Origin of the sequence: Luteibacter sp. CQ10, from assembly GCF_040900725.1 — a bacterium.
GTDB lineage: Bacteria > Pseudomonadota > Gammaproteobacteria > Xanthomonadales > Rhodanobacteraceae > Luteibacter.
The window spans coordinates 279,734-300,632 of the sequence record NZ_JAEUYM010000005.1; the positions used below are offsets into that span (position 1 = coordinate 279,734).

Genomic DNA, 20,899 nt, shown 5'->3' on the forward strand with positions numbered 1-20,899 from the left:
TGCGCCCCCGTGTATTACACCTATAACGCCTAACCACGACGCGGCACCCCGCCGTCTCACGGGAGGCACGATGACCGATCGACGCAAACGTAACCGCCGACTCGTCGCGCTGCTTGCCGGCGCCACCCTGGCGGCGTCGACGGGAACCGCGTGGGCGGACACGACGCTGACCATCGGCACCGTCAACAACGCGGACATGGTGCGCATGCAGGCGCTCTCCGGCGACTACGAGAAAAGCCATCCCGGGGTGCACCTGAATTGGGTGGTGCTGGAAGAGAACACGCTGCGCCAGCGCCTTACCACCGACATCGCCACGCATGGCGGCCAGTTCGACGTGATCACCATCGGTGCCTACGAGGCCCCCTTGTGGGGGGCGCAGCGATGGCTCAAGCCGCTGGACCACCTGCCCGCGGACTACGAGGCCGACGACCTGCTCAAGAACGTGCGCGAACAGCTCACCGTGGACGGGCACCTCTACGCAGTGCCGTTCTATGCGGAGGCGAGCATCACCTATTACCGCACCGACCTGTTCGCCCGGGCCAACCTCACGATGCCTGACCAGCCCACGTGGGACCAGATCCGCGGCTTCGCGCAGAAGCTGCACGATCCCGCGCATGGCGTGTATGGCATTTGCCTGCGCGGCAAGGCCGGCTGGGGCGAGAACATGGCGCTGCTCGGTACGATGGTGAACAGTTGGGGTGGGCGCTGGTTCGATGAGTACTGGAAGCCGCAGATCGACACGCCGCCCTGGCACCAGGCCGTGAATTTCTACGTGGACCTGTTGAAGAACTACGGTCCACCGGGCCCCTCGGACAACGGTTTCAACGAGAACCTGGCCCTGTTCGCGGCAGGACGTTGCGCGATGTGGGTGGATGCGAGCGTCGGCGGCGGCACGGTGGCCAATCCGAAAGAAAGCCAGGTCGCCGGACGGGTCGGCTTCGCGCGTTCGCCGCACCAGGTGACCGACAAGGGTTCGTCGTGGCTGTGGGTGTGGTCGCTGGCGATTCCGTCCAGTTCGCGACAGGCCGACGCCGCCCGCGATTTCATCCTGTGGGCGACGTCGCGGCCCTACGCGAAGAAGGTGGCCGAGCGCTATGGACCGGAATCCACGCCGCCGGGCACGCGCGAGTCCACTTACGCCGATCCCGACTATCTCGTGGCCGCGCCGTTCGCCAAGGTCACCTACGCGTCGCTCAAGGCGGTGGACCCGGCGCATCCGACGCTGCTGCCGGTGCCGTACAAGGGCATCCAGATCGTGTCCATCCCCGAGTTCCAGGCGGTCGCCACGCTGGTAGGCCGTGAGATCGCCGGCGCGCTGGCCGGCCGCGGCAAGGTCGACACGCTGTTGCACGTCGCGCAGGGCGCGGTGGATCGCACCATGAAGCGCGCGGGCTACTACGACAACAAGCCGGTCATCCAGAAGCAGGAGGCGACGCCATGAACGCGACGGTCCGTAAACGTCCCGAACGGCTGCTCGCCCAGCCGGCCATCGTCATGCTGCTGGTGTGGATGATCGTGCCGCTGGCGATGACGCTCTATTTCTCCACGCAGTACTACAACCTGCTCTATCCGGGGAAATCCGCTTTCGTCGGGCTGGAGAACTTCGCCTATTTCTTCACCTATCCAAGCTTCTGGACGTCGGTGCTCAATACCGTGGTACTGGTCGGCAGCGTGCTGGCGGTGACCGTGGTGGGCGGCGTGCTCATCTCGGTGCTGGTCGACGAGACCTTTCCCGGCCAGGGCATCGTGCGCATGCTGCTGATCTCGCCGTTCTTCATCATGCCCACGGTCGCGGCGCTGGTCTGGAAGAACCTGTTGATGAATCCCGTGTCGGGCTTCCTTGCCTGGCTATGGAAACTGTTCGGCGCCACCCCGGTGAACTGGTTCGCCGATTGGCCCCTGCTGTCGGTGATCGTCGTCGTGTCGTGGGAGTGGCTTCCCTTCGCCATCCTCATCTTCGTCACCGCGCTTCAATCGCTCGACCGCGAGCAACTGGAAGCGGCACGCATGGACGGCGCACGCGGCATGGCGATCTTCCGCCACCTCACGCTGCCGCACCTGGCGCGTCCCATCGCCGTGGTGGTGATGGTGGAAGCGATCTTCCTGCTCAACGTGTTCGCCGAGATCTACGTCACCACGAACGGCGGCCCGGGCGACGCGACCACCAACGTACCCTTCCTGGTCTACACGCAGGCGCTGCTCGAATTCGACGTGGGCGCGGCCTCCGCCGGCGGCCTGGTCGCGGTGGTGCTGGCGAACGTGATGGCGATCTTCCTGATCCGCCTGATCGGCAAGTCGCTCACCGAACGCTGAAGGAGACGGACCCATGTCGAACCGACCCCATCGTCGTCTCGCCCGCACCGTCCGAGCCGTCGCCTCGTGGCTGGTGGCGCTGGCGATGTTCTTTCCCATCCTCTGGATGCTGCTGACCAGTTTCAAGAAGGAGCTGGACGCCTTCAGCATGCCGCCGCACTTCCTGTTCACGCCCACGCTGGAGAACTACCGCGACATCCTCGCGCGCGCGAACTACCTGCATTACGCGTGGAATTCCGTCGTGACCGCGGGCGGCGCGACGATCCTGGGCATGCTGGTGGCGGTACCCGCGGCTTACGCCTTCGCCTATCACCCCACCCGCCGCACCAAGGACGTGCTGCTGTGGATGCTCTCCACGAAGATGCTGCCGAGCGTGGGCGTACTGGTGCCGATCTACCTCATCTGCCGCGATCTGAACATGCTCGACTCGAAGACCGCGCTGGTGGTCATCTTCGCGCTGATCAACCTGCCGATCATGGTCTGGATGATCTACACCTATTTCCGCGACATCCCCTACGACATCCTCGAAGCCGCGCGCATGGACGGCGCAAATACCGTGCAGACGATGTTCCGCGTGCTGATCCCCGTCAGCCGCGGCGGCCTCGCCTCGACGGCGCTGCTGTGCCTCATCCTTTCGTGGAACGAGGCGTTCTGGTCGCTCAACCTCACCACCGCCAGCGCGGCGCCGCTCACCGCCCTGGTCGCCTCGTTCTCCAGTCCCGAAGGACTGTTCTGGGCCAAGCTGTCCGCCGTTTCCACCCTGGCCTGTGCCCCCATCCTCGTGCTCGGCTGGGCGTCGCAACGCCAGCTCGTGCGCGGCCTCACCTTCGGCGCGGTCAAATAGGAGTCACGCATGTCCCGTCTGGAAATCCGTTCGCTGCGCAAGTCGTTCGAAGGTGTCGACGTCATCAAGGGCATCGACCTGGTGGTGGAAGACCGCGAGTTCTGCGTGTTTCTCGGCCCCTCGGGCTGCGGCAAGTCGACGACGCTCCGCCTGATCGCCGGGCTGGAAGACGCCGACGACGGGCAGATCCTGCTCGACGGCGACGACATCACCCACCGTGCCGTCGACAAGCGCGACCTGGCCATGGTGTTCCAGAGCTACGCGCTGTACCCGCACATGAGCGTGCGCGAGAACATGTCGTTCGCGTTGAAGCTCGCCAAGGCCGACCAGCGCACCATCGACGAGAAGGTGGCCAGGGCGGCGAAGATCCTCGCTTTGGAACCCTACCTCGACCGCAAGCCCTCGGCATTGTCGGGCGGCCAGCGGCAACGCGTCGCGATCGGCCGCGCGATCACCCGCGAACCGCGCGTGTTCCTGTTCGACGAGCCGCTGTCCAACCTCGACGCGGCGCTTCGCGCGCAGACGCGCCTCGAGCTTGCGCGACTGCACCAGGAACTCAACGCCACCATGGTCTACGTGACCCACGACCAGGTCGAGGCGATGACGCTGGCCGACCGGATCGCGATCTTCAGCGAGGGCGGCATCGAGCAGGTCGGTTCACCCCTGGAGCTTTACCGGCGTCCGGTGAACCGCTTCGTCGCCGGCTTCCTCGGCATGCCGAGGATGAATTTCCTCGCCGCCGAGGTCATCGACGGCGCCTTGCGGCTGGCCGACGGCAGCGTGCTTCCGTTAGCCGCCGGCCTGGAAGCGAAGGGCGAGGTGACGGTCGGCATACGGCCCGAGCACCTGAGCGTCTGCGACACCGACGACACCGCCGGCCGGACGCTCGGCGGCCGACTTACCGTGGTGGAGCGCCTCGGCAGCGAAACCTACGCCTACGTCGACGTACCCAAGGTGGGCACGATCACCGTGCGTGCCGACGGCGATTTCGAGCGACGCGCCGGCCGCGACGTGTGCGTCCGCCTCGACCCGGCCCACGCCCATGTGTTCGATGCCGCGGGCATCGCCATCCATCATCCCTGAAGACCTTCCCCATGTCCGTCGCACTCACCCCTTCGCACTTCGACCGCCTTCCCGCCGGCGTGGACGCGCCGCCGTTCGATCGCCGCAAGGTATCCGCCGGCATCGCGCACATCGGCGTGGGCGCCTTCCACCGGGCGCACCTGGCGATCTACACCCAGCAAACACTCGCCGATGCCGACATGGCGTCGTGGGGCATCCTCGGCATCCACCTGCTCGACCACGACCAGCCGCTCGCCGAAGCCTTCGGCGCGCAAGACGGGTTGTACTCGGTCAGCGAATACGATCCGCACGGCGAACGCCGCACGCACGTCGTCGGTGCGATGGTCGATTACCTCCATGCGCCGACCGCCGGTGCGGCGGCCGTGCTGGAGCGCCTCGCCGACCCCGCCATTCGCATCGTCTCGCTGACGATCACTGAAGGCGGCTACCTCATCGACGAGAACGGCCGCTTCCGCCTCGACGACGTGACCGTCGTTCACGACCTGGCCCATCCCGACGCACCCAAGGGCGTCTTCGGTTTCGTCGTAGGCGCGCTGGAGCGGCGGCGCGCCGCCGGCACGCCGCCGTTCACGGTGATGTCGTGCGACAACCTGCGACATAACGGCGCCCAGGCGCGCAAAGCCGTGCTCGCCTTCGCCGCGGCGCGCTCGAAGGAACTGGCCGCCTGGATCGAGGCGGAAGTCGACTTCCCCAATGCGATGGTCGATCGCATCACCCCCGCGACCACGCACGCCGTGCGCGACGAACTCAATGCCGCCACCGGCCTGGACGATCGCGCGCCCGTCATCTGCGAAGACTTCATCCAGTGGGTACTCGAAGATCGCTTCCGCCAGGGCCGCCCGGCGTGGGAACGCCACGGCGTGCAGATCGTCGACGACGTGTCGCCTTACGAAGACGCGAAGATCCGCCTGCTGAACGGCTCCCACCAGATGCTGTCGTACCCCGCTTTCCTGGCGGGCCACCGGCGCGTGGACGTCGCGGTGAAGGATCCGTTGTTCCAACGCTATCTCACCGACTTCCTCGATGAGGACGCGGGCGTATGGCTGCAGTCGCTGCCGGGCATGGATCTAGGCCCCTACAAGAAGAAACTGCTCGAACGCTTCGGCAACGCCTCCATCGCCGACCAGCTCGACCGGCTGTGTCTCGATGGCGGCTCGAAGATCCCCGGCTTCCTCGGCCCGACGATCCGCGCCTGCCTGGAGCACGGCAAGGATGCGCGCCGCCTGGCCTTCCTGCTCGCCGCCTTCGACCGCTACGTGCGCGTGGGCCACGACGACGACGGTGCGACCTACCCTTTGCGCGAGCCCAACGCGATGCACCTGGTGCAGGCACTGATCGACAGCGGCTCGAAGGATGCGCTGATCGAAAGCGAGGACCTGGTGGGGCCGCTACCCGCGAAGGACGCGCGCTTCCGTCGGCAATACGACATCTACGTGGCGTCGATGGCGGAACGCGGCGTGCGCGGGACGCTGGAACGGCTGGACTCGCTCGTCGACTGAGGCTTTACGAAGCATTCCCGGTGGCTTCACCCCGTGGGACCTAGCGTGCGAGGCAAGTACCCTATTCGGAGTGCCGCTCCATGCCCTATACCCCGACCAATCCGCAGCCCCCGTTCGCCGAGCCGGGCAAGAACCGCCCGGAAGACGAGATCCGTCAGCCCGGCAGCTACCGGCCCGAGCGCGATGCCGACCCGGAGCCGCCGGTGGACGACGACCCGGTGGAGCCGTTGGAACCGAAATGAACGAAGGGCGCCGTGAGGCGCCCTTTCGTCATCCCCTGTGCCGCCAGGCGTAGGCCACCATGTCCCAGGGATGGAACACGAAACTCAAACGATGCTCGCCCGCGGGCACGCAAACGGCGCGGAACATGCCGTTGGCGCGATGGATGGGCAACGATTGTCCGTCGAGCCGGGCCTGCCAGCCGGGATGATCCAGTTCACCCGCCACGACCCAGCCCGCCGACGTCGCGCGCGTGTGCAGCTCCTGGCGAGTAGGCGTATTCCGCACGGGGTCGAGAGCGACCGCGCCGTGACAGGACGAGGCATCGGTTACCGCCGATGCGAAATCATCGGCATCCCGGGGGGTAAGCCATAACGTTTCCGCGAAATCGGTATGGACGAAGGCGGCCACCCCAGGCTCCTCCTCGACGCGAAGGACGTTCGCCCGCCGGGGATTGAGGAAACGAGGATAGGCTCGATCGTTGCGCAGGAGGTCGACGTAGGCGAACGACTTTTCGAGCCGGTAGTGGGAGGGCGGCGCATACGGCGCGCCAGGCCGCCCCTTTCCGAGTACGAGGTAACGCACGCCCAGGAGATCGTCGAGCCGGGCAAGAGGTGGTGCGTTGTAGGGCGAGTCGGGCACGTTGACGAGCGTGTTTTCCCTCGGCCGGTACCATCGTTCGTAGAGTGCGTAGCGAAGCGGGTTGTAACCCTGCGTCGACGCGATCCCGGCGAGCATGCCGCCGTCGTCCCAAATGGCGCCCGTGTCGCGGGTCGCGATACGGGCGGGTGGCGACGCACCGTTCGTCCCCAGGGCCTGCTTCAGATAGGCGACCTCGGGACTGGCGAGGTAACGCTTCGCCTCGTTGGGGGAGGTCAGGAAGCGTCCGCTGAAATTGAACATCCGGTAATCCGCGACGATGACGACGAGAAGCCATACGACGGCGCGCCACGCGTCGTCACGCTGGCGCACCTGCCACAGGGCAACCAGCGCCACGGCGGGCGCAACGAACGCGGTGGCGCGTGAGGGCAGCATCGTGGTGGCCGCGATCGCCAGCCATGCGGCCGCCACCACGAGCAGTATCGTCAACTCACGGCGCGATCGAAGGTCGATGCGGCTCGCGCCGATGCCGGCGAGGAAGGCCAGCGCGACGTCGAGCACGTATGCCGCGTCGGATGGCCGGCGAAAATGGACCAGCCCCGGCATCCATCCATAGAGCCAGCCGTAGATGGGCGTATGCGTGCCCAGCATGTAGATCGTCGCCGCGACGGCGAGGATGCCGAAGCAGACGATCGTCCGCGCGTGACCGCTACGCCATGCGCGTCCCAGGCCCAGGAAGGCGAGCAACGGGATCGCGCCGATATAGAGGAACGCCTGTACCGGATCGATCGAAGCGTGCTCGAAGTCGCTCAATCCACCGAAGGCGTTGGGATGCACCAGATAGAGGAAGGCACGTGCGTCGAGCGACGACCCCGCCGCGTCCGACAAGGCCATTTCGCTGCGATTGGACATGACCATCGCGCTCCAGCTGAAGACCAGTTGCGGCCCTCCGATCACCAGGGCCATCAGCGCCGCCAGCGCCAGTCCGCCGACGACCGCGCGACGCCGGGACGCGTCGTAGACCGGCCAATGACGGACGAGCGCCACGCACGCATAGGCACCGATGACGATGACGAACAAGTAGGTGACCTGGACGAGCTGGGTCACCATCGCGCCCGCCGCCAGTCCCAATAACGACGCGCGCGCGACACCCGGCGTCGCCAGGAAGTGCCGCAAGGCCAGCAGGACCACGGGCACGTACGCGTACGCGATGACGATGGGAATGTGCTCCAGTCGTGACGCCGCGACACCGCCGCCCATGTAGACGATGGCTCCCACCAGCGAACCGAACGCGTTGGTTCCGTGTCGGCGCAGCACGGCGAGCATCGCCGTCGCGCCCATGAGCATGTGCAGCAGAACGCCCCAGCTGAACCATGTGGCGCCAGGGTCGGCGGGCAAGAGCATCCAGGCCATCAGCAAGGGGGAAAAAAGCATGCCCTGGGGATCGCCGATCTGTGCGTAGCCGCCGTAGATGTAGGGGTTCCACCAGGGCAGCTCACCCGTACGCAGACCATGCGCGTTGAAATAAACCGTGGGATAGAACTCGTTGATGGCGTCCCAGGGCAACACCCGCCCGCGGAAGAGCAGGCTGGAATCCAGGACCAGCCAGACGAGGCACAACAGGAGGAACAGCCGGCGAAAAGACATCGTGTCCGTGATCAAGGCAGCCATCGGCGTTGGCGGGTGGGACGGAAAGTCTAAGGCATCCGGATCGAAGCCCCTGTGGCGTCCCGCACCGAGCCGGTAGACTTCGCCCATGAGTCCCGCCCCCAAGAAACCCCGGCCACGTCGCACGGCCGCGCCTTCCGTGCGCCGTGCCCCCGCCCCCGCGCCGGCCTCGCGTCCCGCCGACGCCTCGACCTCCGCCGAGCGCGTGCTCGCCTTCGTGTTGCGCGGCATGCCCGCCGCGCGGCGTGACCGCGTCTACGCGTTCCTGCAGCTCACCCGCATGGATCGCCCCATCGGCGCGTTGCTGCTGTTGTGGCCCACGTGGTGGGCGCTGTGGCTGGCGGCAAAGGATTTTCCGCCGATCGGTCCCTTGGTGATCTTCACCCTCGGCGTGTTTTCCATGCGCGCCGCGGGCTGCGCCATCAACGACTACGCCGACCGCAAGCTCGACCCCCAGGTGGCACGCACGCGTGGCCGGCCGATCGCCAGCGGCCGCATCACGCCGCGCGAAGCCCTGTGGACGTTTGCCGGACTGATCGCGTTCTCCTTCGTGCTGGTGCTGTTCACCAACCGGTTCACCCTGCTGCTGTCGTTCGGCGGCGCCGCGCTGGCCGCGGCCTATCCTTTCACCAAACGCTACACCCATCTTCCGCAGGTGGTGCTGGGCGCGGCGTTCGGCTGGTCGATCCCCATGGCGTTCGCCGCCGTGGGCGAGAGCGTGCCGCCCGTGGCGTGGCTGCTGTTCATCGCGAACATCGTCTGGTCGGTGGTGTACGACACGATGTACGCGATGGTCGACCGCGAGGAAGACATCGCCGCCGGCGCGAAGTCCACGGCCATCCTGTTCGCCGATGCCGACCGCGTCATCATCGGCATCCTCATGGGCACCTTCCTGCTCGCCATGGCGATGGTCGGCACCCGCTCGAACCTCGGCTGGCCCTACTGGATCGGCCTGCTCGCCGCCGCCGGCATGTTCGCCTACCAGCAATGGATGATCCGCGACCGCCAGGGACCCGCCTGCCTCGCCGCGTTCCGCCACAACAACTGGGTGGGCCTGGTGATCTGGGTGGGCATCGTCCTGGCGCTGGCCTTGTGACGCAGGTCACCTTTGTCATCCCTTTGAAAACGATATAGATCGATTGAAATCTGACGGACACGAAGACTGAAACAATCCGTCATCACTTACGCTTAACGTCGTCGGGATCGCGCACCCAGGGAGAGGCCGCGGACCCGGCCGCCCCTGCCGGGTCGCGGGGTGGGTGCGCACGCCCATCCCATCCCCGGAGTTTCCCCCACATGCGTAGCACCCCGCTCGCCCGCGCCCTGCGCGCGGCACTCTTCGGCGCTTTCGCCGTTTCGGCCGCCGCCCAGGCGCAGGATGCCGCTCCCCAGAAGAAGACCACCGACCTCGACAACGTGGTGGTCACCGCGCGTTCGGGCGTCGAATCGCGCACCAAGGCGGAAACCAGCTACTCCATCACCACGATCGACGAAGACCGCCTGCGCATGCAGGCGCCGACCAGCGTCACCGAAGCGGTGAAGTCGGTGCCCGGCTTCTGGGTGGAATCGTCCGGCGGCGAAGCCTCGGGCAACATCCGTGCGCGCGGCATCCCGGTCGACGGCTACGGCTCGGTCACCCTGCTCGAAGACGGTATCCCCGTGCAGCACGATCCGGCGCTGGGGTACCTCAACGCCGACCAGGCGTTCCGCCTGGACGAAACCATCGAGCGCGTGGAGGTGGTACGCGGCGGCCCATCGTCGATTTTCTATTCGAACGCCCCGGCGGGCGCCATCAACTTCATTCCGCGCACGGTCGGCGATACCGCCGAAGGCCTGGTGAAGTACACGGTGGGCAACTATTCGCTCAACCGCCTCGACTTCTGGTACGGCACGCCGGTCGGCAACGGCTGGAAGGCGTCGTTCGGCGGCTTCTGGCGCGTGGACGACGGCATTCGCCGCCCGCAGTTCCATGCGGACGACGGCGGCCAGCTCCGCGCCACGCTCTCGAAGCAACTCGAGCACGGCGACATCAGCTTCGACGTGAAGCACCTGGACGACAAGGTGGCGCTGTACCTGGGCATCCCGATGCGCACCACGCCGGGTGGCGACATCCGCCCCGTGCCCGGTTTCAGCGGCAACTACGGTACCCTGGCCGGCCCGGAAACCCGCGACCTCGATATGCGCGAGGCCGGCGGCGGCACGTATCACTTCGACAATACCGACGGTACGCACGTCAAGCGCACGCAGGTCTCGTTCAAGTTCGACCACGACCTGGGCGACGACTGGAAACTCGCCGAATCGGCCCGCTACAGCACCACCGATTCGCAGCGCAACGGCGTATTCCCCAATGCCGTGCAGAGCGGCAGCTCGCTCATCGCGCAGGACAGCGCCAAGCGCCTCGGCCTCATTCCCGGCGCCACCGCGTTGCAGTTGCGCTACGTCGACAACCCCTCGCAGGTGTTCGACGTCGCCAACCAGAACGGCAACGGGCTGGTCGTCACCGGCGGCATCCGCGGCGTGACGGCGCCGGTGAACGAGTTCGACAACGATACGCGCCTGCTGCGCAAGTTCGAGATCGGCGACCAGACCCACGACGTGACGCTGGGCTACTACCACGCCAACTTCACCCAGCGCTTCGACCGCTATTCGTCGACCGTGCTGCTCGACGTGCGCGACAACGCACGCCTGCTCGACCTCGTGGGCGTGGACGCCAACGGCCAGGTCCTCGGCTCGCTGACCGACCACGGCTACTACCGTTATGGCTACGAGTGGGAAAACGCCAGCGGCAAGTCGGATACCAACGCGTTCTATCTCTCCGATGAATGGCAGGTCACACCGCAGCTTCGCATCGACGGCGGCGCGCGCTACGAACACGTGAACGTGCAGGGCTATACCGAAGGCAAGGCCACCGTGGACATCGGTGGCTCGCCGGCGGCGTCGCAGGTACTGACCGGCAACGGGCAGTTCGCCCACTACGACCAGTCGTTCGACAAGACCGGCTGGACGCTCGGCGCCAACTGGCAGTTCTCGCCACGCCAGGGCCTGTTCGCCCGCTGGACGTCGACCTTCCGCCTGCCCAACCTCAGCACGTACATCACCAGCCCGACGGCCACGCCGGTGCTGCAGACGATGGACCTGGGGGAAACCGGCTGGAAATACAGCGACCGCCACCTCGACCTGTACGCAACCGCGTTCTATACCAAGTACGACAACGTGGCCTTCAGCAACTACGTGTTCGATCGCAACGGCAACACCTCGACGGCCCAGACCGGCTACGCGGACACCAAGACCTACGGCCTCGAACTGGAAGGCACGATCTACCCCACGTCGTGGTTCGACGTGCAGTTCAACGCGACCTATCAGGATCCGAAATACAAGGGCCTGCGCTACACCGAGCTGGTGAACAATGCTCCCGTGCTGCGCGACTACGAGGACGATCAGCTCATCCGTGTGCCCAAGGTGAGCTACCGCATCGTGCCGGGCGTGAACCTGTTCGACAACCGCCTGCGCCTGCAGGTGACGTACGAATTCGAAGGACGCCGTTACGTCGACACGGCCAACTCGGTGGTGCTGCCGTCCTACCATGTATGGGGCGCCAGCGCCCGCTACGACGCCACGCAGCAACTGTCGTTCTACCTCTATGCGGACAACATCAACAACTCGCTGGGCCTTACTGAAGGCAACCCGCGAGCCGGTGAGCTGGCCAGCGCCGATGCCGGCGCCAACACGTTCATCGCGCGACCGCTGCTGGGCCGCTCGTACCGCGCCGCCGTGATGTACCGTTTCTGATGCGCGCGCTGACCGCTATCGCCCTCGCCTGCTTCGCCGCCACCGCGGCGGCGGAGCGGGCACCGGATCTCGTGCTGCGTGGCGAGCTGACCGGCAAGGACCATCACACGTATCGCGAAGCGCCCTTCGACGTGCCCAAGGGCACCTCGCGGATCACCATCGACGTGGACTACACCGGTCGCGACGAACACACCACCATCGACCTGGGCCTGCTCGGCCCGGGCGGATTCGTCGAACAGGACGGCTTTCGCGGGTGGAGCGGCGGCAACAAGCATCGCTTCACCGTGTCGGCCACCGATGCCACGCCCTCTTACCTGCCGGGCGCCATCGAGCCGGGCCGCTGGCGACTGGAACTGGGCATTCCCAACATCCGTCCGTCGTCGACATCCACCTACACCGCGAAGGTGTGGTTCTCGCGCGACGACGAAGGCTTCGGCCCCGAGCACGGGCTGACCGAGCAACCGCTCGACACGCGTGACCGCTGGTACCGTGGCGACCTGCACATGCACAGCGTGCACAGCGACGGCGGCTGCCTCAACGCGTCGGGCACGAAGAAGGTGCCCTGCCCGCTGTTCCTCACCGTCGACAACGCGTCCAAGCGCGGCCTGGATTTCATCGCCCTCTCCGAACACAACACCATGTCGCAGGTGTCGGAGATGCGCGCCATGCAGCCCTATTTCGACACGATGCTGCTGATCCCCGCCCGCGAGATCACCACGTTCGAAGGGCATGCCAACCTGTTCGGCGTGTCCGAGCCGATCGACTTTCGCCTGGGCACGAAAGACGTACCCGACTGGAACGCGCTGCTCGCCGCCGTGGCGAAGGCCCATGGCGTGATCTCGATCAACCACCCGATGCGGCCCAACGACGAGACCTGCATGGGCTGCGGCTTCACCCCGGCCGGACCGGTGGACATGCGCGGTTTCCAGGCGATCGAGGCGGTGAACGGTACCGACACCGAGCGCAAGGACAGCGGCATTCCATTCTGGGAAAAGCAACTCGACGCCGGTCTGCGCATCACCGCCATCGGCGGCAGCGACAGCCACGACGGCAGCAGACCCGGTATCGGCACGCCGACCACGGTGGTGCATGCGCGTGCACTGTCGATCGAGGGCATCCTCGACGGCATCCGCGCGGGGCACGTGTTCGTGGATATCGAAGGCACGAGGGAACGCATGCTCGAGGTGCGTGCGCGTGCGGGAACGCACGAGGCGGGGATGGGCGATGCGATCGCCGTCGCTCGGGGCGAGGCGATGCACGTGGAGGTGCGCACGGCCGCGCTGTCGGGCCAGAAAATGGTGGTGACCGTGGATGGACGGCGTGTCGAACTGCGCGGCAGTGATGTGATCGGTGCCGATGGCTCGCAGTCGTTCGATTGGACCGGCGACGGCAAGGCGCACTGGCTGCGCGTGGACGTGCGCGATGCGCAAGGGCATCTGCTCGTGCTGGGCAATCCGGTGTACGTCAATCGCTAAAACCGAACACTCCGCCGTGGGCACCGGCCTGCGCCGGTGCCTACGGCGAGGCACGGATCAATGCGATAGCGCCCCCAGCCCGGTCCGGGCCAGGGCCCAAACGTCCACCCGCTCGACTCCGGCATCTCGTAGCGCGCGAACACAAGCACCCAACGTCGCCCCGGTCGTCATGACATCGTCCACCACCGCGACATGCCGAACATACGGCAACCGCCTCACCGCGAACGCACCACGCACGTTGCGCGCCCGCTCCACCGCATCCAGCTCGCTCTGCGCCTCCGTCATCCGCACGCGTTCGAGCGCATCGGCGCACACGGAAATACCGAAACGCCGCGCCAGCGGCTTCACCAGTTCCAGGGCCTGGTTGAATCCTCGCGCGCGCAACCGCGACACATGCAGCGGCACGGGCACGATGGCCTGCGGTAACTCATCCGGGGGATCCGCGCGCAACCAGCACTGCGACAGCGTCCGTCCGGCGGCGAGTTGTCCATGGAACTTGAACCGGCTCTCCAGCCGATCCACGGGCTGGGCGTAGCGAAACGGCACCCAGATAGCGTGCCAGGGAGGCGGGTTGCGCTGGCATGGCCCACAGATGGCCGTCTCGCGCGGCAGCGGCAAGGCACAGCGAAGGCATCGCGTGGTGTTCAGGGGGAGGGACGCCAGACAGCCGGCACACAGCTCGGTGCCGTCGATGCCCCGATCGCCACAGGCCATGCAACGCGGCGGGAGGACGAAACGCCCCACCGCCGCCAGCCAGTCACGCGCATCCATGCGTCGGAAAGCGCCTCAGTCGCGCCGACGGAACATCGCCGCGTCGACGATCGACCACAGGTGGATGATCCAGCCCAGCCAGATCACCCACAGCACCGCCGCCAGCACGAACATGATGAGCGCCTTGAAGACCCGGCCCTGCACCAGTTGGCCCAGGCCCGGGATGAAAAAGCTGCAGATCGCCGCGAGCACGTTGCCGCCGCTGCCCTGACCCTCGCTCATGGAAATGCCTCCGTCGGTAGGTAGCCCGATGGTAGGGCGGCGGCGGCCGGTCTGATGTAAACCATAGAAACGTCATTCAGGTTGACAACAGCGTGTCCCCTGCCGACACTTCGCGCCTTCGACCCGGGAGTCCCCATGACCGCAGCCATCCGCCACGACTGGTCCCGCGAGGAGGTCGAGCACCTTTTCGCCCTGCCCTTCAACGACCTGCTGTTCCAGGCGCAGACCGTTCACCGGCAGTACCACGATCCGAACGCCGTGCAGGTATCGACCCTGTTGTCGATCAAGACCGGCGGTTGTCCCGAGGATTGCGCCTACTGCCCGCAGGCGGCCCGCTACGCCACCGGCGTGAAGGCCGAGAAGCTGATGAGCGTGGAAGCCGTGCTCGCCAAGGCACAGGCTGCCAAGGATGCGGGCGCCAGCCGCTTCTGCATGGGCGCCGCCTGGCGCTCGCCGAAGGACCGCGACGTGGCCAAGGTGGCCGAGATCGTCGGCGCGGTGAAGGCGCTGGGCCTGCAGACCTGCGCCACGCTGGGCATGCTCACCGGCCCGCAGGCCGAGACGCTCAAAAGCGCCGGCCTGGATTACTACAACCACAACATCGACACGGCGCCGGACTACTACGGCGAGATCATCCACACCCGCGACATGCAGGACCGCCTGGACACGCTCGAACACGTGCGTGCCGCGGGCATGAAGACCTGCTGCGGCGGCATCGTGGGCATGGGCGAGTCGCGCGCGCAGCGCGCCGGCCTGCTGCAGACCCTCGCCAACCTGCCCGAGCACCCCGAATCGGTGCCGATCAACCGCCTCGTGCAGGTGGCCGGCACGCCGCTGGCGGGCACGGATGAACTCGATCCCTTCGAATTCGTGCGCAGCATCGCCGTGGCCCGCATCCTCATGCCCGCCTCGGTGGTTCGGCTGTCGGCGGGGCGGGAATCGATGGACGACGCCCTGCAGGCGCTGTGCTTCGCCGCGGGCGCCAACTCGATCTTCTACGGCGAAAAGCTGCTCACGACGGGCAATCCCGACGTGGAGCACGACCGTCGCCTGTTCGGGCGCCTCGGCCTGAAGCCGATGGAAGTGGCCTTCGAACCCGGCACCGTGCACGCGGATATCGTCGAACCCGCCGTCGCATGAGCCGTCCCGGTCTCCGCGCCCGCGTGGAGGCCGCACGCGCGCTTCGCCAACACGAAGGGCTGTTGCGCCGCACGCGCATCTGCGACGTGCTACCCGGCGGGCGACGGGTCGTGGAAGGCCGCATCCTGTCGGATTTCTGTGGCAACGACTACCTGGGTATCGCCGGCCACCGCGATCTCGTCGCCGCGCTGACCCGCTCGGCCAGCGTCGAGGGCGTGGGCACCGGCGCGGCGCACCTGGTCAGCGGCCATCGTGGCGAACACGCCGCGCTGGAAGAAGAGCTGGCCGAGTGGACCGGGCGTGAGCGCGCCTTGCTCTTCTCCACTGGCGTGATGGCCAACCTCGGCACGCTGCAGGCGTTGCTCGGTTCCGCGGTACACGGTCGCGAGGAGGCGCTCTGCGTGCAGGATCGCCTCAACCACGCCAGCCTGATCGACGGCGCGACACTCGCCCGCGCCGAGTTGCGGCGTTATCCCCACGCTGATGCCGAGGCCGCGGCCCGCCAGCTGGACGCCCGCCCCGGGCTGCCCGCGTTGCTGGCCACCGACGGCGTGTTCAGCATGGACGGCGACGTGGCGCCCCTGGCCGCACTGGCCCGGGCCTGCGCCGAACGCGATGCCCTGCTCTACGTGGACGATGCCCATGGCCTGGGCGTATTGGGCCCGCAGGGCGCCGGCTCGGTCGCCGCGGCGGGCCTCAGTCCGCGCGAAGTGCCCGTGCTCATGGGGACGCTGGGCAAGGCCCTGGGCTGCGCCGGCGCCTTCGTGGCGGGCGACGCCGACCTCATCGAGGCCGTGACGCAGTTTGCCCGCGCCTACGTCTATACCACCGCCATGCCCGCCGCGCTGGCGGCCGCCACGCGCACGGCCCTGCACCTGGTGCGCACCGACCGCGAGGGGCGGCGGGAGCGCCTGCGCGCCAACGTCATCCGCTTTCGCGCCGGGGCCGCGCAACTGGGCCTGGCCCTGACGCCCTCGGACACGGCGATCCAGCCACTGGTGATGGGCTCCGCCGAGGCGGCCACCGAGGCCGCGAGGCAGTTGGAAGCGGCGGGATTCCTCGTGGTGGCGATTCGCCCGCCCACCGTGCCACGCGGTTCCGCCCGCCTGCGCATCACGCTCTCGGCATCCCACACGCCCGATCGTATCGACGCCCTGCTCGACGCCCTGGAACGGCTCCCGGTGCCCCGCGGGGCCGCGGCCGTATAATGGGCGGCCGCAGGCCCCACGCATGTCCATGTCGATCCTCAACATTTCCGCCTACAAGTTCGTCGCCCTCGACGAACCCGCCACGCTGCGCGAGGCCATCGCGGCCCGCTGCGAGGCATGGGCACTCAAGGGCACCATCCTGCTCGCGCCGGAGGGCATCAACCTGTTCCTCGCCGGCCCGCGCGAGGCGGTGGATGCCTTCATGGCGTGGTTGCGCGGCGACGCCCGCTTCGCCGACATCGTGCCGAAGGAGAGCTGGTCCGACGAGGTGCCCTTCGGTCGCATGCGCGTGCGCCTGAAGAAGGAAATCATCACCATGCACGCGCCGGCGATCCGCCCCGAGGCGGGCCGCGCGCCCCACGTGCTGCCCCGCGACCTTCGCCGCTGGCTCGATGCCGGCCGCGACGACGAGGGTCGCGAGGTGGTACTGCTCGATACGCGCAACGATTACGAAGTGGCCGCCGGCACGTTCGAGAACACCGTCGACTACGGTCTGTCGAGCTTCACCGGATTCCCCGATGCCGTCGCCGCCGACCGCGCGCGCTTCGACGGCAAGACGGTGGTGTCGTTCTGCACCGGCGGCATCCGCTGCGAGAAGGCGGCCATCCACATGCGCGAGATCGGCATCGAACACGTCTTCCAGCTGGAAGGCGGCATCCTGAAGTATTTCGAAGAGGTCGGCGGCGCGCATTGGCGCGGCGACTGCTTCGTCTTCGACGGACGCGGCGCCGTGGATCCTTCGCTCGCACCGAGCACCGCGCCATGAGCGGGCTGTACATCGAGCGGCGCGGCCGGGGCGATATCCCGCTGGTGATGCTCCACGGCTGGGCCATGCACGGCGGCATCCTGGCGCCGCTGGCCGACGCCCTCGACGCACGCTTCGACATGTACGTGGTCGACCTGCCCGGCCACGGCCATTCGCGCGACTCGAAGGTTCCGCTCGATCCGCTCGCCTGTGCCCGGGCCATCGCCGACGACGTGCCGCCCGCCGCTTGGCTGGGCTGGTCGATGGGCGGCCTGGTCGCCCTGGTGGCCGCGCTCGAACTGGGGAACCACGTACGTGCCGTCGTGCCCGTCTGTTCCACGCCGCGCTTCGTGCGCGCGGACGATTGGCCGCAGGGCAACGACATCGCCATGGTGCAAAAGCTCGCCGCCGATCTCGACGCCGACTACAAGGCCACCGTCGATCGCTTCATCGCCCTCGAGGCACTGGGCAGCGCCGATCCCAAGACCGAAACGCGCAAGCTCAAGGACGAAGCCTACGCGCGCGGCGAACCCGATCCGCGCGTGCTCATGGAAGGCCTGCGCCTGCTCGAGGCGACCGACCTGCGTCCCCGTCTGGGCGAACTGCGCCAGCCCAACCTGTGGATCGCCGGACGCCGCGACCGCATCGTGCACCCCGAGGCCATGCGCTGGTCGGCGCAGGCCGCCGACGGCCGTTTCGAGGAAATCAACGCCGGGCACGCGCCCTTCATCGGACACGCCGACGACCTCGCGCGCGTCATCACGCTTTTCACCGAACCCCACGCATGAGCGATTTCCATTTCGACCGCCGCCAGGTCCGCCGCAACTTCGGCCGCGCCGCGGGCACCTACGAAAAGCACGACGCGCTCCAGCGTGAGGTGCAATCCACGCTGATCGACCGTCTCGAGGTCTACACGCCGGCGCCCGAGGTGGTGCTCGACGTGGGTGCCGGCACCGGGCGCGGCAGCGCGGCGCTGAAGAAGCGCTACCCCAAGGCGCAGGTCATCGCCATGGACCTCGCCCTGCCGATGCTCCGCCAGGCGAAGCACAACGCGGGCTGGCTCAAGCCGTTCTCGCGCGTGGCCGCCGATGCGTACACGCTGCCGGTGCACGACCGCAGCGTCGACATCCTCTTTTCCAACCTCTGCTTCCAGTGGTGCGAAGACCTGCCGCGCCTGTTCGCCGAGTGCGCGCGCGTCCTCAAGCCCGGCGGTCTGCTGACGTTCTCCACGTTCGGCCCCGATACGCTCACCGAGCTGCGCAGTGCATGGGCGGCGGCCGACGAGCATGCGCACGTGGCACGCTTCCTCGACATGCACGACGTGGGCGATGCGATGCTGGCCCAAGGCCTGCGCGATCCGGTGCTGTTCGCCGAACGCTATACGCTCACCTATCCGACACCACGCGCCTTGCTCGACGAGTTGCGCGGGCTGGGAGCGAACAACGCCGATGCCGACCGCTCGCGCGGGCTGACCGGCAAGCAGCATTACCGTCGCATGATCGAGGCATATGAGGCGATACGTAGCGACGGGACGATTCCTTCCACGTGGGAAGTGGTGACGGCTTACGCGTGGGGTGCGCCGGAGGGACAGTCGCGCCGGGAGGGGAGCGGCGAGGTCGCCAGCTTCCCGATCGACAAGTTGCGTGGATCGCGTCGGAAGACGCCGTTCGGCTGAGTCGGCGTCGCTCACCCTGAGCTGGCGCTCAGAATCCCCGCGTACGCAGGGACGACGGTGAGGCCATCCGTCGCTCCTGCGCACGCAGGAGCCCAGGGCCTCGGTCATCCCGAAGCACGATGCCTCGCCACGAGCTTTTCCAACGCCTCGGCATCGCCCGGCGCCTTCACCTTCGCATCGTTGTCGAAGTACACGTAGACATCCCGCGACGCCCGCTTCGGCGGCGCCTTGCGCGAGATGCGTGGATCGCCGGCGGCCTGCGCGCCGCGCGCCCACGCACTCGCTCGCCGTGCCCACGCCTTCAACGCTTTCTCCCCATACCCGCTGGCATACAGCTGGATGTCGCCGTGCAGCCGCACGTAGACGAAAGCCGCCGTCACGTCGAAATACCGCGGAAACTTGCCCGCCGCATCGGCCACCACGAACCCGATGCCGTGCTTGCGCAATAGCTCGACGAAGGCTGGGTCGACGAAGCTCTCGTGACGAATCTCCACCGCATGGCGCAACCGCCGCGACCGATCCACCGCCAGCCAGGCACGCTTCTTCAGTTTCGCGTCGTGGCGACGCCCCAGTGCCGCCGCATCCCTCGTGGTACGCGGCAGTTGCGCGAAAAAGGCATCCATGAGATCCGCGTCGAAGCGGAAGTTCGGCGGGAACTGCCACAGGATCGGCCCCAGCTTTTCCCTCAGCGCCAAGACGCCGGACGCGAAGAAGTTCGCCAGCGGGGCGTCCACATCGCGCAGCCGCTTCACGTGGGTGATGAACCGTGGCCCCTTTACCGCGAAAACGAAACCTCGAGGCGTATCGTCATACCACTGGCGGTAACTGTCCGGGCTCTGCAACGAATAGAACGATCCGTTGATCTCGATCGTCCGGAAACGGCGCGAGGCAAACTTCAGCTCATCGCGTTGCACGAGATCCTTCGGATAGAACACACCACGCCAAGGGGCATAGCGCCAGCCGGAAATGCCGATGCGAACGGTAGCCATGAGGCCATGGCATCGCGCGAGCCGTGCATGCACGGTGAACGCTTCCGTCAACCGCGTTCACGACGGAAACAGCCGTCCACGTGATCATCGACCATGCCCGACGATTGCATCACGGCGTAGCAAATGGCGGTACCCGCGAACTGAAACCCGCGTTCGCGGAGCGCTTCGCTCATGCGATCGGAACGGAAGCTCCTGGAAGGCATCTCGTCGACGTGCCGGACCCGGTTGACCACGGTCCGGCCATCGACGAACGACCAGAGGAACGCGGCCAGGGATCCCTCGGCATCGATGAGGCGCAGCGCGGCCCGGGCATTGTTGCGCACGGACGCCAGCTTGAGCCGGTGGCGGATGATGCCGCGATCCGCCGCGATACGCGCCATGGCCTCGTCGTCGAGCGCCGCGACGGCGGCGATATCGTAATCGAGGAACGCGCGTCGATAGTCGGCACGCTTGGGCAGGACGGTACGCCAGGCCAGGCCGGCCTGCGCGCCCCGCAGAACGAAAAGTTCGAACAGCCTGCGGTCGTCGTGCGTAGGCACGCCCCATTCGGTGTCGTGGTAGACGCGTTCGGCGTCGGTCGTATCGGCCCATTCGCAGCGCATCGGCGGCACCCCTCGTCCTTTCCTCGGAGCGAACGAGAATATCGACGCGTTTTCCGT

At 67.2% G+C, this 20,899-nt stretch carries 19 protein-coding genes; 14 read left to right on the forward strand and 5 right to left on the reverse strand.

The window, feature by feature from the left end:
• The first annotated feature begins 70 nt into the window (after window positions 1-70).
• From JNG39_RS18710 to JNG39_RS18735, 6 genes are all read left to right on the forward strand, one after another.
• Window positions 71-1,441 carry a sugar ABC transporter substrate-binding protein gene (locus JNG39_RS18710; protein WP_368313485.1) on the forward strand — a complete coding sequence of 457 codons (1,371 nt, stop codon included), beginning with the start codon at window positions 71-73 and terminating at the stop codon, window positions 1,439-1,441.
• Complete coding sequence (locus JNG39_RS18715; protein ID WP_247371455.1) at window positions 1,438-2,313, forward strand: carbohydrate ABC transporter permease; 876 nt, start codon at window positions 1,438-1,440, stop codon at window positions 2,311-2,313. The genes JNG39_RS18710 and JNG39_RS18715 overlap by 4 nt, the downstream gene beginning before the upstream one ends.
• Before the next feature lie 13 nt (window positions 2,314-2,326).
• Window positions 2,327-3,157: a carbohydrate ABC transporter permease gene (locus tag JNG39_RS18720; RefSeq protein ID WP_368313486.1), complete on the forward strand. Its 831-nt coding sequence runs from the start codon at window positions 2,327-2,329 to the stop codon at window positions 3,155-3,157.
• Between the two features lie 9 nt (window positions 3,158-3,166).
• A complete protein-coding gene (locus tag JNG39_RS18725; protein ID WP_368313487.1) occupies window positions 3,167-4,240 on the forward strand; it encodes an ABC transporter ATP-binding protein in 1,074 nt (357 codons plus the stop codon).
• Between the two features lie 11 nt (window positions 4,241-4,251).
• Window positions 4,252-5,739 carry a mannitol dehydrogenase family protein gene (locus JNG39_RS18730; protein WP_368313488.1) on the forward strand — a complete coding sequence of 496 codons (1,488 nt, stop codon included), beginning with the start codon at window positions 4,252-4,254 and terminating at the stop codon, window positions 5,737-5,739.
• 80 nt (window positions 5,740-5,819) lie between these two features.
• Complete coding sequence (locus JNG39_RS18735) at window positions 5,820-5,981, forward strand: hypothetical protein (RefSeq protein ID WP_216158233.1); 162 nt, start codon at window positions 5,820-5,822, stop codon at window positions 5,979-5,981.
• Window positions 5,982-6,009: 28 nt separating this feature from the next.
• Here the strand turns inward: JNG39_RS18735 and JNG39_RS18740 are convergent, their stop codons facing one another.
• Window positions 6,010-8,205 carry a hypothetical protein gene (locus JNG39_RS18740; protein WP_368313489.1) on the reverse strand — a complete coding sequence of 732 codons (2,196 nt, stop codon included), beginning with the start codon at window positions 8,203-8,205 and terminating at the stop codon, window positions 6,010-6,012.
• A 109-nt stretch (window positions 8,206-8,314) separates the two neighbouring features.
• Between JNG39_RS18740 and ubiA the strand changes: the two genes are divergently transcribed.
• The 3 genes from ubiA to JNG39_RS18755 all read left to right on the forward strand — a co-directional run bounded on the left by ubiA (window position 8,315) and on the right by JNG39_RS18755 (window position 13,490).
• Complete coding sequence (gene ubiA, locus JNG39_RS18745; protein WP_368313490.1) at window positions 8,315-9,322, forward strand: 4-hydroxybenzoate octaprenyltransferase; 1,008 nt, start codon at window positions 8,315-8,317, stop codon at window positions 9,320-9,322.
• Window positions 9,323-9,522: 200 nt separating this feature from the next.
• Entirely contained in the window at window positions 9,523-12,015 is a 2,493-nt protein-coding gene (locus JNG39_RS18750; protein WP_368313491.1) for a TonB-dependent receptor, read from the forward strand.
• A complete protein-coding gene (locus tag JNG39_RS18755; RefSeq protein ID WP_368313492.1) occupies window positions 12,015-13,490 on the forward strand; it encodes a CehA/McbA family metallohydrolase in 1,476 nt (491 codons plus the stop codon). Before JNG39_RS18750 ends, JNG39_RS18755 begins: the two co-directional genes overlap by 1 nt.
• Before the next feature lie 57 nt (window positions 13,491-13,547).
• On the opposite strand, the gene JNG39_RS18760 is transcribed toward JNG39_RS18755, so the two are convergent.
• Together JNG39_RS18760 and JNG39_RS18765 are read right to left on the reverse strand one after the other, a co-directional pair.
• Window positions 13,548-14,261 (reverse strand): ComF family protein, encoded by a 714-nt coding sequence (locus JNG39_RS18760; protein WP_368313493.1) that lies wholly within the window; start codon window positions 14,259-14,261, stop codon window positions 13,548-13,550.
• Between the two features lie 15 nt (window positions 14,262-14,276).
• Window positions 14,277-14,483 (reverse strand): hypothetical protein, encoded by a 207-nt coding sequence (locus JNG39_RS18765; protein WP_144916619.1) that lies wholly within the window; start codon window positions 14,481-14,483, stop codon window positions 14,277-14,279.
• A 135-nt stretch (window positions 14,484-14,618) separates the two neighbouring features.
• Between JNG39_RS18765 and bioB the strand changes: the two genes are divergently transcribed.
• Genes bioB through bioC form a run of 5 tightly spaced genes read left to right on the forward strand, consistent with a single transcriptional unit; the run spans window position 14,619 to window position 19,251 of the window.
• A complete protein-coding gene (gene bioB / locus JNG39_RS18770) occupies window positions 14,619-15,623 on the forward strand; it encodes a biotin synthase BioB (protein WP_368313494.1) in 1,005 nt (334 codons plus the stop codon).
• Window positions 15,620-16,831 (forward strand): aminotransferase class I/II-fold pyridoxal phosphate-dependent enzyme, encoded by a 1,212-nt coding sequence (locus tag JNG39_RS18775; RefSeq protein WP_368313495.1) that lies wholly within the window; start codon window positions 15,620-15,622, stop codon window positions 16,829-16,831. Before bioB ends, JNG39_RS18775 begins: the two co-directional genes overlap by 4 nt.
• Window positions 16,832-16,853: 22 nt before the next feature.
• Window positions 16,854-17,597, forward strand: coding sequence for a sulfurtransferase (locus JNG39_RS18780; RefSeq protein ID WP_368313496.1), 744 nt, complete (start codon window positions 16,854-16,856; stop codon window positions 17,595-17,597).
• Window positions 17,594-18,364, forward strand: coding sequence for a pimeloyl-ACP methyl ester esterase BioH (bioH, locus tag JNG39_RS18785; RefSeq protein ID WP_368313497.1), 771 nt, complete (start codon window positions 17,594-17,596; stop codon window positions 18,362-18,364). The genes JNG39_RS18780 and bioH overlap by 4 nt, the downstream gene beginning before the upstream one ends.
• Window positions 18,361-19,251: a malonyl-ACP O-methyltransferase BioC gene (gene bioC, locus JNG39_RS18790; protein ID WP_368313498.1), complete on the forward strand. Its 891-nt coding sequence runs from the start codon at window positions 18,361-18,363 to the stop codon at window positions 19,249-19,251. Before bioH ends, bioC begins: the two co-directional genes overlap by 4 nt.
• A 104-nt stretch (window positions 19,252-19,355) precedes the next feature.
• Here bioC and JNG39_RS18795 read toward each other — a convergent pair whose 3' ends face one another.
• Together JNG39_RS18795 and JNG39_RS18800 are read right to left on the reverse strand one after the other, a co-directional pair.
• The gene (locus tag JNG39_RS18795) at window positions 19,356-20,240 is read right to left on the reverse strand and encodes a DUF72 domain-containing protein (protein ID WP_368313499.1); all 885 of its coding nucleotides are present in this window, start codon (window positions 20,238-20,240) and stop codon (window positions 19,356-19,358) included.
• Window positions 20,241-20,287: 47 nt separating this feature from the next.
• On the reverse strand, window positions 20,288-20,842 hold the full coding sequence (locus tag JNG39_RS18800; protein WP_368313500.1) for a DNA-3-methyladenine glycosylase I: 555 nt from the start codon (window positions 20,840-20,842) through the stop codon (window positions 20,288-20,290).
• Window positions 20,843-20,899: the final 57 nt, after the last annotated feature.

Coding starts and splice junctions, on each gene's coding strand:
- JNG39_RS18740 (WP_368313489.1), bottom strand. CDS start 8,205: ATGTCTTTTCGCCGGCTGTTCCTCCTGTTGTGCCTCGTCTGGCTGGTC.
- JNG39_RS18735 (WP_216158233.1), top strand. CDS start 5,820: ATGCCCTATACCCCGACCAATCCGCAGCCCCCGTTCGCCGAGCCGGGC.
- bioB (WP_368313494.1), top strand. CDS start 14,619: ATGACCGCAGCCATCCGCCACGACTGGTCCCGCGAGGAGGTCGAGCAC.
- JNG39_RS18755 (WP_368313492.1), top strand. CDS start 12,015: ATGCGCGCGCTGACCGCTATCGCCCTCGCCTGCTTCGCCGCCACCGCG.
- JNG39_RS18780 (WP_368313496.1), top strand. CDS start 16,854: ATGTCCATGTCGATCCTCAACATTTCCGCCTACAAGTTCGTCGCCCTC.
- JNG39_RS18775 (WP_368313495.1), top strand. CDS start 15,620: ATGAGCCGTCCCGGTCTCCGCGCCCGCGTGGAGGCCGCACGCGCGCTT.
- JNG39_RS18730 (WP_368313488.1), top strand. CDS start 4,252: ATGTCCGTCGCACTCACCCCTTCGCACTTCGACCGCCTTCCCGCCGGC.
- JNG39_RS18750 (WP_368313491.1), top strand. CDS start 9,523: ATGCGTAGCACCCCGCTCGCCCGCGCCCTGCGCGCGGCACTCTTCGGC.
- JNG39_RS18725 (WP_368313487.1), top strand. CDS start 3,167: ATGTCCCGTCTGGAAATCCGTTCGCTGCGCAAGTCGTTCGAAGGTGTC.
- ubiA (WP_368313490.1), top strand. CDS start 8,315: ATGAGTCCCGCCCCCAAGAAACCCCGGCCACGTCGCACGGCCGCGCCT.
- JNG39_RS18795 (WP_368313499.1), bottom strand. CDS start 20,240: ATGGCTACCGTTCGCATCGGCATTTCCGGCTGGCGCTATGCCCCTTGG.
- bioC (WP_368313498.1), top strand. CDS start 18,361: ATGAGCGATTTCCATTTCGACCGCCGCCAGGTCCGCCGCAACTTCGGC.
- bioH (WP_368313497.1), top strand. CDS start 17,594: ATGAGCGGGCTGTACATCGAGCGGCGCGGCCGGGGCGATATCCCGCTG.
- JNG39_RS18720 (WP_368313486.1), top strand. CDS start 2,327: ATGTCGAACCGACCCCATCGTCGTCTCGCCCGCACCGTCCGAGCCGTC.
- JNG39_RS18715 (WP_247371455.1), top strand. CDS start 1,438: ATGAACGCGACGGTCCGTAAACGTCCCGAACGGCTGCTCGCCCAGCCG.
- JNG39_RS18800 (WP_368313500.1), bottom strand. CDS start 20,842: ATGCGCTGCGAATGGGCCGATACGACCGACGCCGAACGCGTCTACCAC.
- JNG39_RS18760 (WP_368313493.1), bottom strand. CDS start 14,261: ATGGATGCGCGTGACTGGCTGGCGGCGGTGGGGCGTTTCGTCCTCCCG.
- JNG39_RS18710 (WP_368313485.1), top strand. CDS start 71: ATGACCGATCGACGCAAACGTAACCGCCGACTCGTCGCGCTGCTTGCC.
- JNG39_RS18765 (WP_144916619.1), bottom strand. CDS start 14,483: ATGAGCGAGGGTCAGGGCAGCGGCGGCAACGTGCTCGCGGCGATCTGC.